This is a genomic window from Paraburkholderia sp. C35 (genome assembly GCF_003121405.1).
Taxonomy (GTDB): Bacteria; Pseudomonadota; Gammaproteobacteria; order Burkholderiales; family Burkholderiaceae; genus Paraburkholderia.
The window spans coordinates 28,883-44,201 of sequence record NZ_QBUY01000028.1 but is presented as its reverse complement, the minus strand read 5'-3'; the positions used below and the strand labels follow the sequence as shown (position 1 = coordinate 44,201).

11 protein-coding genes are annotated in these 15,319 nt (G+C 62.6%); 7 read left to right on the top strand and 4 right to left on the bottom strand.

The features are described 5' to 3' along the window. Positions 1–200: 200 nt before the first annotated feature. The 7 genes from scpB to truB all read left to right on the top strand — a co-directional run bounded on the left by scpB (position 201) and on the right by truB (position 9,949). Positions 201–1,208, top strand: coding sequence for an SMC-Scp complex subunit ScpB (gene scpB / locus DK391_RS18745; protein ID WP_109479467.1), 1,008 nt, complete (start codon positions 201–203; stop codon positions 1,206–1,208). Between the two features lie 60 nt (positions 1,209–1,268). Continuing rightward, the gene (rluB, locus tag DK391_RS18740; protein ID WP_109479466.1) at positions 1,269–3,098 is read left to right on the top strand and encodes a 23S rRNA pseudouridine(2605) synthase RluB; all 1,830 of its coding nucleotides are present in this window, start codon (positions 1,269–1,271) and stop codon (positions 3,096–3,098) included. 453 nt (positions 3,099–3,551) lie between these two features. Continuing rightward, positions 3,552–4,010, top strand: a complete 459-nt coding sequence (gene rimP, locus DK391_RS18735; RefSeq protein WP_036004653.1) for a ribosome maturation factor RimP — start codon at positions 3,552–3,554, stop codon at positions 4,008–4,010. Then, positions 4,007–5,482 carry a transcription termination factor NusA gene (gene nusA, locus DK391_RS18730; RefSeq protein WP_036004657.1) on the top strand — a complete coding sequence of 492 codons (1,476 nt, stop codon included), beginning with the start codon at positions 4,007–4,009 and terminating at the stop codon, positions 5,480–5,482. Before rimP ends, nusA begins: the two co-directional genes overlap by 4 nt. Positions 5,483–5,578: 96 nt before the next feature. Next, positions 5,579–8,467, top strand: coding sequence for a translation initiation factor IF-2 (gene infB / locus DK391_RS18725; protein WP_109479465.1), 2,889 nt, complete (start codon positions 5,579–5,581; stop codon positions 8,465–8,467). 165 nt (positions 8,468–8,632) lie between these two features. Then, positions 8,633–8,998, top strand: a complete 366-nt coding sequence (gene rbfA, locus DK391_RS18720; RefSeq protein ID WP_109479464.1) for a 30S ribosome-binding factor RbfA — start codon at positions 8,633–8,635, stop codon at positions 8,996–8,998. A gap of 24 nt (positions 8,999–9,022) precedes the next feature. Beyond that, complete coding sequence (gene truB, locus DK391_RS18715) at positions 9,023–9,949, top strand: tRNA pseudouridine(55) synthase TruB (RefSeq protein ID WP_109479463.1); 927 nt, start codon at positions 9,023–9,025, stop codon at positions 9,947–9,949. A gap of 201 nt (positions 9,950–10,150) precedes the next feature. On the opposite strand, the gene DK391_RS18710 is transcribed toward truB, so the two are convergent. From DK391_RS18710 to DK391_RS18695, 4 genes are all read right to left on the bottom strand, one after another. Continuing rightward, complete coding sequence (locus DK391_RS18710) at positions 10,151–11,716, bottom strand: DHA2 family efflux MFS transporter permease subunit (protein ID WP_109479462.1); 1,566 nt, start codon at positions 11,714–11,716, stop codon at positions 10,151–10,153. A 54-nt stretch (positions 11,717–11,770) separates the two neighbouring features. Continuing rightward, the gene (locus DK391_RS18705) at positions 11,771–12,985 is read right to left on the bottom strand and encodes an EmrA/EmrK family multidrug efflux transporter periplasmic adaptor subunit (protein WP_109479461.1); all 1,215 of its coding nucleotides are present in this window, start codon (positions 12,983–12,985) and stop codon (positions 11,771–11,773) included. 74 nt (positions 12,986–13,059) lie between these two features. Beyond that, positions 13,060–14,568 (bottom strand): efflux transporter outer membrane subunit, encoded by a 1,509-nt coding sequence (locus DK391_RS18700; RefSeq protein ID WP_109479460.1) that lies wholly within the window; start codon positions 14,566–14,568, stop codon positions 13,060–13,062. 57 nt (positions 14,569–14,625) lie between these two features. After that, positions 14,626–15,141, bottom strand: a complete 516-nt coding sequence (locus DK391_RS18695; protein WP_109479459.1) for a MarR family transcriptional regulator — start codon at positions 15,139–15,141, stop codon at positions 14,626–14,628. Between the last annotated feature and the right edge of the window lie 178 nt (positions 15,142–15,319).

Here is a 15,319-nt window from a genome sequence, read left to right as displayed (position 1 = left end):
GTAATATGGCAGCCAGTCACGCGGTTCCCTCGCGGAATTTCGCTGCTCCGTCGTCCGGCTGGGTTTGGCTCGATGCCTTTTTCGCCTCCCCCCGGTGCGTGCTCCCATCAATATGACCGATCAGAATCGGGCGAGCGCGTCTTCAGTTCCACATCGTCTGTTTGATCCGGTTCTTTGACCACAGGGTCTGACCTAGCTGCATGAATACCCAAGAGGCGAAGATCGTCCTCGAGACTGCCTTGATCTGCGCGCAGGAGCCGTTGAAGCTCGGTGATTTGCGTAAGCTGTTTGCTGACGGCGTGTCGGCAGATACAGTCCGCACGTTGCTTGAAGATCTGAAGCAGGATTGGTCCGGACGTGGTGTAGAACTCGTCGGACTTGCGTCCGGCTGGCGGTTTCAGAGCACGCCCGCGATGCGCACGTATCTCGATCGTCTGCATCCCGAGAAGCCCCCGAAATATTCGCGCGCGGTGCTCGAGACGCTCGCGATCATTGCGTACCGACAGCCGGTGACGCGTGGGGATATCGAAGAGATTCGCGGCGTGACGGTGAATACGCAGGTGGTGAAGCAGCTCGAAGACCGCGGCTGGATCGAAGTGATTGGGCATCGCGACGTGCCGGGCCGCCCGGCGCTTTACGCGACCACACGTTCTTTCCTCGACGACCTCGGTTTGAAGTCGCTCGAAGAATTGCCGCCGCTCGACGATCCGTCGGCGCAGTCGAATATTGATCTGCTCGCGCAGCACGCAATCGAGTTCACCGAAGGCGAAGCGACCGTGTCCTTCGCCGATGGCATGGCGGATGCTGGGCAGGAAAGCGCCGAAGCGCTGGATGCGGTGGCTGAATCCGTGAGCGCGGGTGACGAATCGCAGGTGCATGCTGAGGCAAGTGCAGCAGCGACGTCGGCAGACGAAGCTGCCGAAGCCAACGGCGAACACGCCGATACGTCGGCACACACCGAACACCGCATCGCCGACGAGGCGACGCACGAACCGGAAGCGGCTGATGAAGCCGATTCCACCGCGCAGCCGGAAGACGCAGTCGAAGGCGGGCGCGATACAGATAACGAGACCGGGGACGCGGATCGCACCAACCCGGCCGAACCAGACCAGAGTCAAGCGGTGCATGGCGATCATCCCGATCGCCGCGACGCCGCCCAGGACGCGGGCGAATTCTCCGACGACGAAGCCGAGTCGCGCAGCGCCTGACGTAACCGTATTTTTTGACGCGCCCGCAATGGGCGCGCGACCTGACATTTTGAGGTTGTTTTGACAGACATCCACGACACCGATTCGTCCGAATCCGAGCGCGCCGTCGCTGCTGCGCGCCCCGACGATACGCGCAACGCGCAAGCGTCGGCGGGCGACAGCGAGCGCAATGCGCAAGCGCCCGAAGGCGAGGGCGACGAGCGTCCGCGCCGCGGCCTGCGCCGTGGCCCGCGCAGCCTGATCGCGCGACGCCGCGCAGGGACGAAGGCGAAGGCGGCCGATGCCGCTGCCACGCAGCCGGCGCCCGTCGTGACGGAAGCACCGCCCGACGGCGAAGTCGTCGCGCAGGTGCGTATGCCGCGCAAGGACGCGGCAGTTAAAGGACAAAACGGCCAAGGCGGCCGTCGCGCCAATGGGAAGCAGGGCGGCCAGCAGGGCCAGCAGGCTCCGCGTCAGAGCAATCAGGGTAATCAGCGCAAGGGTCGCGGCAACGCAGCCGCCGATGCAGCAGCAGCGCCTGCAGCCGCCGTCGAAGGCGACAAGCAGGATGAGTTGTTCGCGTGGGTGACATCGCCCGCATTCGATGCCGACAACTCCGCAACGGGCGGCGTGCGTGCCCCGATGCTGCGCCGTGGCGGCCGTCCCGCCGCACCGAAGCGCGTGCTGTCGCCTGACGATGACGCGCCCAAGCTGCATAAGGTACTCGCCGACGCGGGCATGGGCTCGCGCCGCGACATGGAAGAACTGATCATCGCGGGCCGTGTGTCGGTCAACGGCGAGCCGGCTCACATCGGCCAGCGCATCATGCCGACCGATCTGGTGCGCATCAACGGCAAGCCCGTCAAGCGCAAGCTGCAGAACAAGCCGCCGCGCGTGCTGCTCTATCACAAGCCGACAGGCGAAATCGTCAGTCACGCCGATCCGGAAGGCCGTCCGTCCGTATTCGACAAGCTGCCGCCGATGAAGACGGCCAAGTGGCTCGCCGTCGGCCGTCTCGACTTCAATACGGAAGGTCTGCTGATGCTGACCACGTCCGGCGATCTGGCGAACCGCTTCATGCATCCGCGTTACAGCGTCGAGCGTGAATACGCGGTGCGCGTGGTCGGTGAGCTGACGGAAGGCAACCGGCAAAAGCTGCTGCACGGCGTCGAGCTGGATGACGGTCCGGCGAATTTCCTGCGTATCCGCGATGGCGGCGGCGAAGGCACGAATCACTGGTATCACGTCGCGCTCGCCGAAGGGCGTAATCGCGAAGTGCGCCGCATGTTCGAAGCGGCTGGCCTGATGGTGAGCCGCCTGATTCGCACGCGCCACGGCCCGATTACGCTGCCGCGCGGCCTCAAGCGGGGCCGTTGGGAAGAACTCGAAGACAATCAGGTGCGCAGCCTGATGGCGTCCGTGGGCCTGAAGGCGCCGACGGAAGAGAAGGGTAGCCGGCGCAATGAGCCGGAGCGTCGTCAGCCGGATCCGATGCAGACGTCGATGGGCTTCATTAATCGCGAACCGGTGCTGATGTCGCATGGCCGTTTCGATCAGCAGCAACCGCGTGGCAACAACGGTCAGGGCCGGCGCAGCGGCGGCAAGGGTGCGGGCGCGTTCGGCGCGCTGAACTCGGGCCTTGGTGGCGGTTTCGGCAATACCAACGGCAATCGCGGTGAAGCGCGTGGCGGCCGCGGCGGTCGCGATGCCGACGGCAATCGCGCACCCACGGGTAACCGTGCGGCAGCGGGCGGCAGCAATGCGAAGCGCAGCGGCAGCGGCGGTCGTTCGCCGGGCGGCGCGCCGAATGGCCACCGTGCGGGTAACGGCAATCGCGCGAGCGGCAATCCGAACGCTGGTGGCGGCAATCGCAGCGGTGGCGCGCAGCGCAACCGTTCACGCGGACGCTGATCGCTACATCGCCGTGGGATGCTGATGCGCCCATAGCGATTGCGTGATCGAAATGACCGGGGCGTTCGCGCCCCGGTTTGTTTTCCGGTTTGCGTTGAGGGAGCTCTCGCGTGATTTAGCCCTCGTCGGGCAGTCGACGGAAATGCCCGGAAACCTCTGTTTTCATGCCTTGATTGTGGCGAAATCACCCGCAAATGGGCGTGGACGGCCGGTCGGCTGTTTGCGTTCATCGCGAAAAATGGCTACAATCACGAAGTCACTGGGCGTGCGGTTTCATGTGCGGCTCAGGTGCGACCACCGGCAATAAGATGATGGGCGTTTCGCCCATTTTTTTTTGCCGCTTAGTTTTTGGTGGGTCGGCATCTCGGGTAGCACGAACGTGCGCCGGCTTGGCGCGCAGCCCGCGGGTGTTTCGCAAAGGCTTGCAGCGCGAACATCTTAGAGGGCAGCACTGTGCAACTGACGGAACTGATTGAAACCACGGTCGTGGGCCTCGGCTACGAGCTCGTCGATCTCGAGCGCACCGGGCGCGGCATGCTGTGCGTGTATATCGACCAGCCCGCCGGCATCGGCATCGAAGACTGCGAAAAAGTTACCCGTCAGCTCCAGCACGTACTGACGGTCGAAAATATCGATTACGAGCGGCTCGAAGTATCGTCGCCCGGTCTCGACCGCCCGCTGAAGAAACTGGCGGACTTCGAACGCTTCGCGGGCAGCGAGGCGGTCATCACATTGAAAAAGCCATTGGACGGACGGAAATCGTACCGGGGCATCCTGCATGCTCCCGAGGGCGAAACGATCGGTCTGGAATTTGAAGGGAAGGAAGGCGCCGCGATGCTGGATTTCACGCTCGCGGATATCGACAAGGCACGCCTCGTTCCGAAAGTTGACTTTAGGAGCCGCAAACAATGAGTCGCGAAGTGTTGATGCTGGTGGATGCGCTGGCACGCGAGAAAAATGTCGACAAGGACGTGGTTTTTGCCGCGCTCGAGGCAGCGCTCGCGTCTGCATCCAAGAAACTCTTCGACGAAGACGCGGACATCCGCGTCCATATCGACCGTGAAAGCGGCGAGCACGAAACCTTCCGCCGCTGGAAGGTCGTGCCGGACGAAGCAGGGCTGCAGGAGCCGGATCAGGAGATCCTGCTGTTCGAAGCGCGTGAGCAGAAGGCTGACGCGCAGATCGACGACTTCCTGGAAGAACCCGTTCCGTCCATCGAATTCGGCCGTATCGGCGCGCAGGCTGCCAAGCAGGTGATCCTGCAGAAGGTGCGCGACGCGGAACGCGAGCAGATCCTGAACGACTTCCTCGAACGCGGCGAAAGCATCATGACGGGTACCGTCAAGCGTCTCGACAAGGGCAACTTCATCGTCGAATCAGGCCGTGTCGAAGCGCTGCTGCGCCGCGACCAGCTGATTCCGAAGGAAAACCTGCGCGTCGGCGACCGTGTGCGCGCCTATATCGGCAAGGTCGATCGCACCGCGCGCGGTCCGCAGATCGAACTGTCGCGCACTGCGCCCGAGTTCCTGATGAAGCTGTTCGAGATGGAAGTGCCCGAAATCGAACAGGGCCTGCTGGAAATCAAGGCAGCCGCACGCGACCCCGGCGTGCGCGCGAAGATCGGCGTGGTCGCATACGACAAGCGCATCGACCCGATCGGCACCTGCGTCGGCATTCGCGGTTCGCGCGTGCAGGCTGTGCGCAACGAGCTCGGTGGCGAAAACGTCGACATCGTGCTATGGTCGGAAGATCCCGCCCAGTTTGTGATCGGCGCGCTCGCGCCGGCAGCCGTCCAGTCGATCGTCGTCGATGAAGAAAAGCATTCGATGGACGTCGTCGTCGACGAAAACGAACTGGCCGTCGCTATCGGCCGCAGCGGCCAGAATGTGCGTCTTGCCAGCGAACTGACCGGCTGGCAGATCAACATCATGACGCCGGACGAGTCTGCGCAAAAGCAGAACCAGGAACGTAGTGTCCTGCGCGACCTGTTCATGGCGCGTCTCGATGTCGACGAAGAAGTCGCCGACATCCTGATCGACGAAGGTTTCACGAGTCTCGAAGAGATCGCTTACGTGCCGCTCAACGAGATGCTCGAAATCGAAGCATTCGACGAAGACACGGTTCACGAGCTGCGTAACCGCGCGCGTGACGCACTGCTGACGATGGCGATTGCAAACGAGGAGAAGGTCGAAGGTGTTGCACTCGACCTGAAGAGCCTCGACGGTATGGACGACGAGCTGTTCGCGAAGCTGGCTGAACATCAGATCCATACGCGCGACGAGCTGGCGGAGCTGGCTGTCGACGAGCTGGTCGAAATGACCGGCATGAACGAAGACGCCGCCAAGGCGTTGATTATGAAGGCCCGTGAACACTGGTTTCAATGAGATCCAAGACCATGAACCACTGACCTGATCGCGGCCGTGAGGCTGCATGACCCGATGCTAACCGCAAGGAACTGGTCCTTGCATTAAGAGGAATGAATGGCGAGTAACAACGTAGCCCAATTTGCCGCGGAACTTAAGATGCCTGCCGGCGTGCTGCTTGAGCAGCTGCACGCAGCGGGTGTCCAGAAAGCGAGTGAGGACGATGCCCTGTCCGAGACGGACAAGGCGCGTCTGCTTGACCACTTGCGCAAGTCACACGGCTCGAACGATGCCGACAAGCGCAAGATCACGCTGACCAAGCGGCATACGTCGGAAATCAAGCAGTCCGACGCGACGGGTAAGGCTCGCACCATTCAGGTCGAGGTGCGCAAGAAGCGCACCTTCGTCCGCCGTGACGAAGCCGTCGAGCAAGGCGCGGAAGCATCGAACAATGTGGTCGCAGCGGAAGATCTCGAACTTCAGCGTCGCGAGGAAGAAGCGCGTCACGAAGCCGAACTGCTTGAAAAGCAGGCTCTGGAGCTGAAGGAGCGCCAGGAGCGCCTCGCAGCTGAGGAAGCCGAGCGTCAGGCACGCGAGCAGGCCGCCGAAGCAGAGCGTCGCCGCGCCGAAGAGGAAGCCGCGAAGAAGCGCGAAGCAGCGGTGGCTGAAGCAGCGGCTCGCGAGCAGGCTCAGCAGGAGCGCGCATCGCAGGACGAAGAGAAGGCGGCAGCGGAACGTGCTGCACAACGTGAAGCAGCGAAGAAGGCTGAAGACGCTGCTCGCGAGCAGGCCGAAAAGGCTCGCCTCGAACAGGAAGAAATCGCGAAGCGCCGCGCTAAGGCAGAAGCCGAAGCACGCGCGATCCGCGAAATGATGAATACGCCGCGCAAGGCGCAGGTCAAGGCGCCGGAACCGGCACCGAAGCCTGTCGAAGCGCCGAAGCCCGCGGAAGCGAAGGGCACGCTGCACAAGCCGGCGCGTCCGGCTGGCGAAACATCGGCACGTCCGGCAGCGAAGAAGCCTGCACCCGCAACGTCCGCGCAACCGGCAGCGACGGCACAGCCGTCGGGCCCGGGTGCCGACAAGAAGAAGGCTGGCGGCAAGGGCGGCTGGCAAGACGACGCAGCGAAGCGCCGCGGCATCAAGACGCGCGGCGACTCGAGCGGCGGCGTCGATCGCGGCTGGCGCGGCGGTCCGAAGGGCCGTGGCAAGCATCAGGACGCCACGACCTTCCAGGCACCGACCGAACCGATCGTGCGTGAAGTGCACGTGCCGGAAACCATCACGGTGGCTGATCTCGCGCACAAGATGGCGGTGAAGGCTTCGGAAGTCATCAAGGTGATGATGAAGCTCGGCCAGATGGTCACGATTAACCAGATGCTGGACCAGGAAACGGCGATGATCGTCGTCGAAGAGCTGGGCCATCACGCCGTTGCAGCGAAGCTGGACGATCCGGAAGCGATGCTGGTCGAAGGCGAAGTCTCCGACGCGCCGCTGCTGCCGCGTCCGCCGGTTGTCACGGTCATGGGTCACGTCGACCACGGCAAGACCTCGCTGCTGGACTACATCCGTCGCGCGAAGGTTGCGGCGGGCGAAGCAGGCGGCATTACGCAGCACATCGGCGCGTATCACGTCGAAACGCCGCGCGGCGTCATCACGTTCCTCGATACGCCGGGTCACGAAGCGTTCACGGCGATGCGTGCACGCGGTGCGAAGGCAACCGACATCGTGATTCTGGTCGTCGCAGCGGATGACGGTGTGATGCCGCAGACGAAGGAAGCGATCTCGCACGCCAAGGCTGGCGGCGTGCCGCTCGTCGTCGCGATCAACAAGATCGACAAGCCGGACGCCAATCCCGATCGCGTGAAGCAGGAACTCGTCGCGGAAGGCGTCGTGCCGGAAGAATACGGTGGCGATTCGCCGTTCGTGTCGGTGTCGGCCAAAACGGGCGCGGGTATCGACGATCTGCTCGAAAACGTGCTGCTGCAGGCGGAAGTGCTGGAACTGAAGGCACCTGTCGAAGCGCCGGCCAAGGGTCTCGTGATCGAAGCGAAGCTCGACAAGGGTAAGGGTCCGGTTGCAACGATCCTCGTCCAGTCGGGTACGCTGAATCGCGGCGACGTCGTGCTGGCAGGCAGCGCCTACGGTCGCGTGCGTGCAATGCTCGACGAAACGGGCAAGCCGACCAAGTCGGCAGGACCGTCGATCCCGGTCGAAATCCAGGGTCTGTCGGAAGTGCCGGCGGCGGGCGAAGAAGTCATCGTCATGCCGGACGACCGCAAGGCGCGTGAAGTCGCACTGTTCCGTCAGGGCAAGTTCCGCGACGTCAAGCTGGCCAAGCAGCAAGCCGCGAAGCTGGAAAACATGCTCGAGCAGATGGGCGAAGGCGAAGTGCAGTACCTGCCGCTTATCGTCAAGGCCGACGTGCAAGGTTCGCAGGAAGCGCTGGTGCAGTCGCTGCTCAAGCTGTCGAACGACGAAGTGCGCGTGCAGATCGTGCACAGCGCGGTCGGTGGCATCAGCGAGTCGGACGTCAATCTGGCAACGGCATCGAAGGCGGTCATCATCGGCTTCAACACGCGTGCTGACGCACAGGCGCGCAAGCTGGCAGAAACGAACGGCATCGACATCCGTTACTACAACATCATCTATGACGCAGTGGATGAGGTGAAGGCGGCGATGTCGGGCATGCTGGCGCCGGAGAAGCGCGAAGTCGTCACGGGTATGGTCGAAGTGCGCCAGGTCTTCAAGGTGCCGAAGGTCGGCTCGGTGGCGGGCTGTATGGTCACGGACGGTGTGGTCAAGCGGTCGTCGTCGGTGCGCGTGCTGCGCAACAACGTCGTCATCCACACGGGCGAGCTCGATTCGCTCAAGCGCTTCAAGGATGACGTCAAGGAAGTCCGTCAGGGCTTCGAGTGCGGTATGTCGGTCAAGAACTTCAACGATATCGTCGAAGGCGATCAGTTCGAAGTCTTCGAAGTGACGGAAGTCGCGCGTACGCTGTAATTCAGGCGTTGTGCGCATGAGGGGCGGGGCAGGGCGCTGAAGCCCGGTCCCGCCCCTTTGTTTTTTGCATCGATTGTTTGTGGTGTTTGCGTTGGAGTCCGTGGCTCGCTGCCGCCGAATGCGCGAACACTTTGCCTATTCGGTAGTTTGGATCACGGATTCACCATGCCTAAGAAACGTACTTCTCCCAATCGCAATGTGCAGATCGCCGATCAGATTCAGCGCGATCTGTCCGAATTGATCCGCGAGGTCAAAGACCCGCGTATCGGTATCGTGACGTTTCAGAGCGTCGAACTGACGCCTGACTACGCGCACGCGAAGATCTATTTCACGACGCTGACGGGCGATCCACTGCAGACGCAGGATGCCCTCAATCACGCGGCGGGCCATCTGCACAATCTGCTGTTCAAGCGTTTGCACATCCATACCGTGCCGACGCTGCATTTCCATTACGACAAGACGATCGAGCGCGCGGTAGAAATGTCGCGCCTGATCGATGAGGCGAACGCCTCGCGCGCGAAAGACGACTGATTGCCAGTCGAGGCTCGCGCACATATGAATCAGAATCAACGTCCCAAGGTGCCGCGCCGCGCGCTGGATGGTGTGTTGCTGCTGGATAAGCCGGTTGGCCTGTCCAGTAACGACGCGCTGATTCGCGCCAAGCGGCTGTATCTCGCGAAGAAAGCGGGTCATACAGGCACGCTCGATCCGCTTGCTTCTGGACTTTTGCCGCTCTGCTTTGGCGAAGCGACGAAGTTTTCGCAGGATCTGCTCGAAGCGGATAAGACCTACGAAGCGACGATGCGTTTGGGTATTCGCACGACAACGGGCGATGCCGAAGGCGAAGCGCTGGAAACTCGCGATGTGACCTGCGATCAGGGCGCCGTCGAACGCGCGCTGGCCGGGTTTCGCGGCGAGATCGTGCAGGTGCCGCCCATGTATTCGGCGCTCAAGCGTGACGGCAAGCCGTTGTACGAATACGCGCGCGCCGGTCAGACAGTCGAGCGCGAAGGGCGCCGCGTCACGATTCATGCGCTCGAGATGATTGCGTGTGAATTGCCGGATGTGACGTTCCGCGTCACGTGCAGTAAGGGCACCTATGTGCGCACGCTTGCCGAGGATATCGGCGAGTCGCTCGGCTGCGGGGCGCATCTCGTGATGCTGCGGCGTACTGGCGTCGGTGCGCTGACGCTCGACAATTCCGTGACGCTCGATGCGTTGTCGGACGCGGCGGAAAGCGAGCGGGACGCGTGGCTTCAGCCTGTAGACGCGTTGCTGTCGACGTTTCCGTTGGTTCGGCTAGATGCCGAGGCTACGCGGCGGTTTTTGCACGGACAGCGCTTGAAGCTGGCTGATCTTTCCGTCGATGAAAGTGTTCTGAGCGCTGAGCGCACGCGGGTTTATGCGGCCGAAGGCAAGTTGCTTGGCGTGGCCCGAGTCGGTGAGGGTGTGCTGGCGCCTGAGCGCTTGATCGTGAGTTGAGGTTGGCGCGAGCAACGCTGTTTGCTCGGTGTTTCAATCTTGCGCGGCCGCCGCGCTTTGCTTTCGTGCTTCACGCGTCGCCTCCAGCAAAAGGGGCAACGCGTGAAACGAAAGTCTGCTTCAAAGATTCGCCGCAAATGCCAGCGCAAAAACGCTAACGCTGGCTAGCCAGAGAAGCCGCCAGCGGCACACACCACAACCTCAATGCGCCGCCGACGCAGCCGCCGCCGAATCGCCACTCCCGGCGCGCTCGGGCCGCGTAATCCAGATCAACGCGATCAGCGCGACAAAAATCCCCGCCGACACATAGAACAGATCGTTCACGCCAAGCTGCGCCGCCTGCTGTGTCGACATCGAATTGAAGAGCCCATACGCCTGCGACTGATTCAAGCCAAGCTGCCCCAACTGCGTAACCGATTGATCGAACACAGGGTTGTACGCGTTGGCATGCTCGACCAGCTGCGCGTGATGAAGAATCGATCGATGATCCCATGCAGTTTCGAAGATCGACGTGCCGATGCCGCCGCACATGATCCGCACGAAGTTCGACAAACCGGACGCAGCCGGAATGCGATTGCTCGGCAATCCTGACAACGTAATCGACACGAGCGGAATAAAGAACCCGGCCATGCCGATGCCCTGAATCAACGTCGGCAGCATCAGCGAGTAGGTATCGACGCCCGTCGTGTAACGCGAGCGCATCCAGACCACCAGCGCGAACACGAGAAACGACGCCGTCGAGATGTAGCGCGGATCCGTGCGCGGCAGGATCTTGCCCGTCAACGGGGACAAGATAACCGCGAACACACCCACGGGCGCCAGGACGAGACCAGCATCCGTTGCCGTGTAGCCGATGTCGGTTTGCAGCCACAGCGGCAGCAACACCAGATTGCCGAAGTACAGCCCATAGCCGATCGCGAGCGCCACCGTGCCGCCCGTGAAGTTACGCAGCTTGAACAGCGACAGATCCACGACGGGATGCTTGTCCGTCAGCTCCCACACGATAAAGAACGCAAGCGCAATGACGGCGACGAGCGCCAATACGATGATCGTCGTCGATGAAAACCAGTCGAGATCCTTGCCCTTGTCGAGCATCACCTGCAGCGAACCGACCCACGTGATCAGCAGCACGAGACCGACCATATCGATCGGCGCCTTCTTGATGACGGAATCGCGATTGCGGAAAATCGCCCACGTCGCAAGCGCCGCGACAATCCCGACCGGGATATTCACGTAGAAGATCCACGGCCACGAAATGTTGTCCGAGATCCAGCCGCCCAGAATCGGACCGGCGACGGGCGCAATCAGCGTGGTCATCGCCCACATCGATAGCGCCATCGGCGCCTTCGCGCGTGGATAACTCGCGAGCAGCAGCGGCTGAGACAGCGGAATCATCGGACCGGCCACCGCGCCCTGCAACACGCGCGACGCGAGCAGGAACGGCAGATTCGGCGACAAGCCGCACATCCACGACGAGATCACGAACAGCACGATCGACGCCATGAACAGCCGCACCTGACCGATGCGATCCGTGAGCCAGCCGGTGAGAGGAACCGAAATTGCGTTCGCGACCGCGAACGAGGTGATCACCCACGTGCCCTGATCGGACGATACGCCGAGGTCGCCGGAGATCGACGGGATCGACACGTTCGCAATCGACGTGTCGAGCACGTTCATAAAAACGGCGAGCGACACCGCGATGGTGCCGATCACCAGTTGCGCGCCCTCGAGCGGCGGGTGAGGGGCTTGCACCTGAGACTGAGCCATCTATTGTTCGAACCTTGTCTGATGCCGATGCGTAGCAGAAAGAAGCCGCTTACATCAGCTGGCTGCAGCCTTCGAGCCGGACGCCGCCTTCTGCGGCTGACCTGCGTTCGGGCCAGCATTTTCAGCGATGATGCGGGCGATTTCCGCGTCGGCCTCGTCGCCGTACTTGTCGAACACGTTGGTCTGATAGACGGTGTTGACAGCACTGCCGAGCTCGCCGCCCGTATCGTCCTTGATCGTCACGTTGACCTGCATCGACAGGCCGATACGCAGCGGATGCTTTTCCAGTTCCTGCGGATCGAGCGCGATACGCACGGGCAGACGCTGCACGACCTTGATCCAGTTACCCGTCGCGTTCTGCGCGGGCAGCAGCGAGAACGCCGAACCCGTGCCCGCTGAGAAGCCGACCACCTTGCCCTGATACTTCACCGACGAACCGTACACGTCGGCCGTCAGTTCGACCGGCTGGCCGATGCGCATATGCTTCAGCTGCACTTCCTTGAAGTTCGCGTCGACCCACACGCCATTCAGCGGCACGATCGCCATCAGCGGATTGCCCGGCGCGACCCGCTGGCCGACCTGCACCGAGCGCTTCGCGACATAACCCGTGACAGGCGCGGGCAGCGTGTTGCGCGCGTTGTTCAGGTAGGCGTCGCGAACCTTGGCGGCGGCTGCCTGCACGTTCGGATGACTGGCAATCGTGGTGTTGGCCGTCAGCGCACGGTTCGATGCGAGTTGCTGCTGGGCCGCATCGACGGCGGCTTGCGCGCTCTTCACTGCGTCGCGTGCGTGCGAGATTTCTTCCTGCGACACGGCACCCGTCTGCGCGACCAGCATGCGGCGCTTCAGATCGTCCTGCGCGCGCGACAGATCGGCCTGACGCACGGCGACTTGTGCCTGATACTGGCTGTCGTCGGCGTAAAGGCCGCGCACCTGGCGCACGACCTGGCCGAGATTCGCTTCCGCCGATTGCAGCGCGATGCGCGAATCGGCAGGATCGAGCAGGACGAGCGGATCGCCCATCTTGACGGTCTGCGTGTCGTCCGCGTTCACGGCGACCACGGTGCCCGTGACCTGCGGCGTGATCTGCACGACGTTGCCGTTCACATAGGCGTCGTCGGTTTCTTCGTGGAAGCGCGCCACCAGGAAGTAGTAGAGGCCGTAAGCAATCGCGGCAATCAGGATCACGATGACCAGCAGCGTCATCATGCGCTTGCGTTTGCCGTTGCTGGCCGGCTGCGCGTTCGCGGGTTGTTGGGGCGTGCTCATGGATATGCTCCGGATTCTGTCAGTCTGTATCGTTTATTCGGATCGCAATCGGGTGTGCGTGTGTTTTTGCGCGTTCAGTTCGCCGCGTGCGCTGCCGCTGCCGACGATGCAGGTGCATCCGTCGGCACGATGAGGCCCGTTTGCGTCGCGTCGAAACCGCCGCCGAGCGCCTTGATCAGCGCGAATTGCAGATCGCGCCGGCGCATCTTCAGATTGGTCACGGTCTGTTCGGCGGCAAGGCGGTTCTGGTCGGCTGTCAGCACCTGCAACTGCGGCGACAGGCCCGCCTTGTAGCGGATCACAGCAAGCTCGTACGCTTTCGTCGACGCGTCGAGCGCGCGTTGCGCATCGCCCGACTGGTTGTCGAGCGAGCGGATCGACGTGATCTGCGTGGCGACGTCCGACAGCGCGTTGATCAGCGTCTGGTTGTAGTTCGCGACGTAAAGATCGAAGTCCGCGTAGCGGCCCTTCAACTGCGAGCGCAGCGCGCCGGCGTCGAAGATGGGCAGGTGGATGGCCGGACCGAACTGGATCTGGCGGCTCGACGAGGTCAGGAATTTGCCCCAGCCGAACGCAGCGAAGCCGAAGCCGGCGGCGAGGTTCACGTCGGGGAAGAACTCGGCCTTGGCTTCCTTCACGTCGTGCATCGCGGCTTCGACCTGCCAGCGCGCGGCGACGATGTCGGGGCGGCGCGAGACGAGATCGGCGGGCACGTTGTCGGGCAGCGACACGGCGCCGCCCGGATTGAACACCGGCTTGGCAATCTGCACGCCGCGGTCCGGCCCCTTGCCGAGCAGCGCGGCGAGTTCGTAGCGCGTGGTCATGATCTGGCCGTCGAGTTCCGTGAGGTTCGACTGGCTCGTCGCGATGTTGCCGTTGGAGGTCTGACGCTCGACGTTGGTGTCGAGGCCGGCTCGCACGCGGTCGTTCGTGATCACGCCGACGGTCTGGCGGTTCTTGATTTCGCGATCGGCAATGTCACGCAGCGCGTAAAGCTGCGCGAGCGTGTTGTAGGTGCGCGCCACGGATGTAGCCAGCGTCACGCGCGCCTGCTGCATGTCCGCTTCGGCCGCTTTTTCCTGCGACACAGCCTGGCCGAGCCGTTGACGGTTCTTACCCCACAGATCGAGATCCCACGATGCACTGGCGAGCACATTGTTCTCGCTGTACCACGTGCCACCGTACGGCGGCGGGAACAGGGCGTTGGCGGAATACAGTTCACGCGTCCAGGAATAGCTGCCTTCGACCTTCGGATACAGCGCCGATTTCGACGATTCGATATAGGACGACGCCTTGGCGATACGCGCCTGCGCCTGCGCGATCGACGGGCTGCCTTCGAGCGCCTCGGCGATCAGCTTGGGCAACTGCGGGTCGCCGAACTGGCTGGACCAGTCGAGCGTCGGCCACTGGCCGCCCTGGGCGGGCAGGCTTTGCGACGCGTCGAACTGCGAGACTTGCGCAATCTGCTTGTCGTCCTTGAGATCGAAGTAGTTCGCGCAGCCGGCGAGGGCGAACGCCGCCACGGCCGCGGCCACGGCCGCCCGGCGCGATGAGGCTGGCGCGGGCCTGGAAAGGAATTTCATCGCTCGACTCTTTGCGTGTAATGACATTGTTCTTTAATGGACACTGCAACTAATTTCTTACGATTTACTATCGGTATTGCTTGCCGAGTCACGGGTTTCGCCCATCGCTTCGCAGCTATTGGCGAGCACGCGTCTCAGAAGACTCTTGAGGAACCCCGTTTCCTCAGGCGAAAAACCGGATAGCAATCTGTCGGTCACGCTGGTGAAAACAGCCGGCATGCGCGCGGCAATGGCGTGGCCTTCGGCCGTGAGCGCGAGCCGTACGGCGCGCCGGTCTTCGGCGCTGCGCACCCGCGTGAGCAGGCCGCGCTTCTCGAGCCGGGCGATCAGGCGCGTGACGGCGCTGGCGTCGCTGCCGTATTCGCGGGCCAGTTCGGCGGCCAGCAGGCATTTGCCGCTGGCGACCATGAACAGGACGCTGGCCTGCTGGCTGGTGATGCCGAGCTCGGCCATGGTGCGCTGCGTCACGAGGTGCGACATGGTCGACTTCACGCGCGAAATCAGATAGCCGACGCTCTCGCCCAACTGGTATTCGCTAACCTCGGGCGATGGCGTTTGGGTGGGTTCGGACATGATTCTCATGCGAATGCAATGATTGACTATGCACGATTGTAGAGTCGATTAATTGACTCGGCAAGCGTTATTACAGCTTAGGCAACGATCTATCTTGCACGGTAAGAAAGTGCCGGTAGGGGCGGCTGGAAGGGGGGTGGACGAGGTGCGAGCGTCGTTTTATCGAGACGGTGAAGCA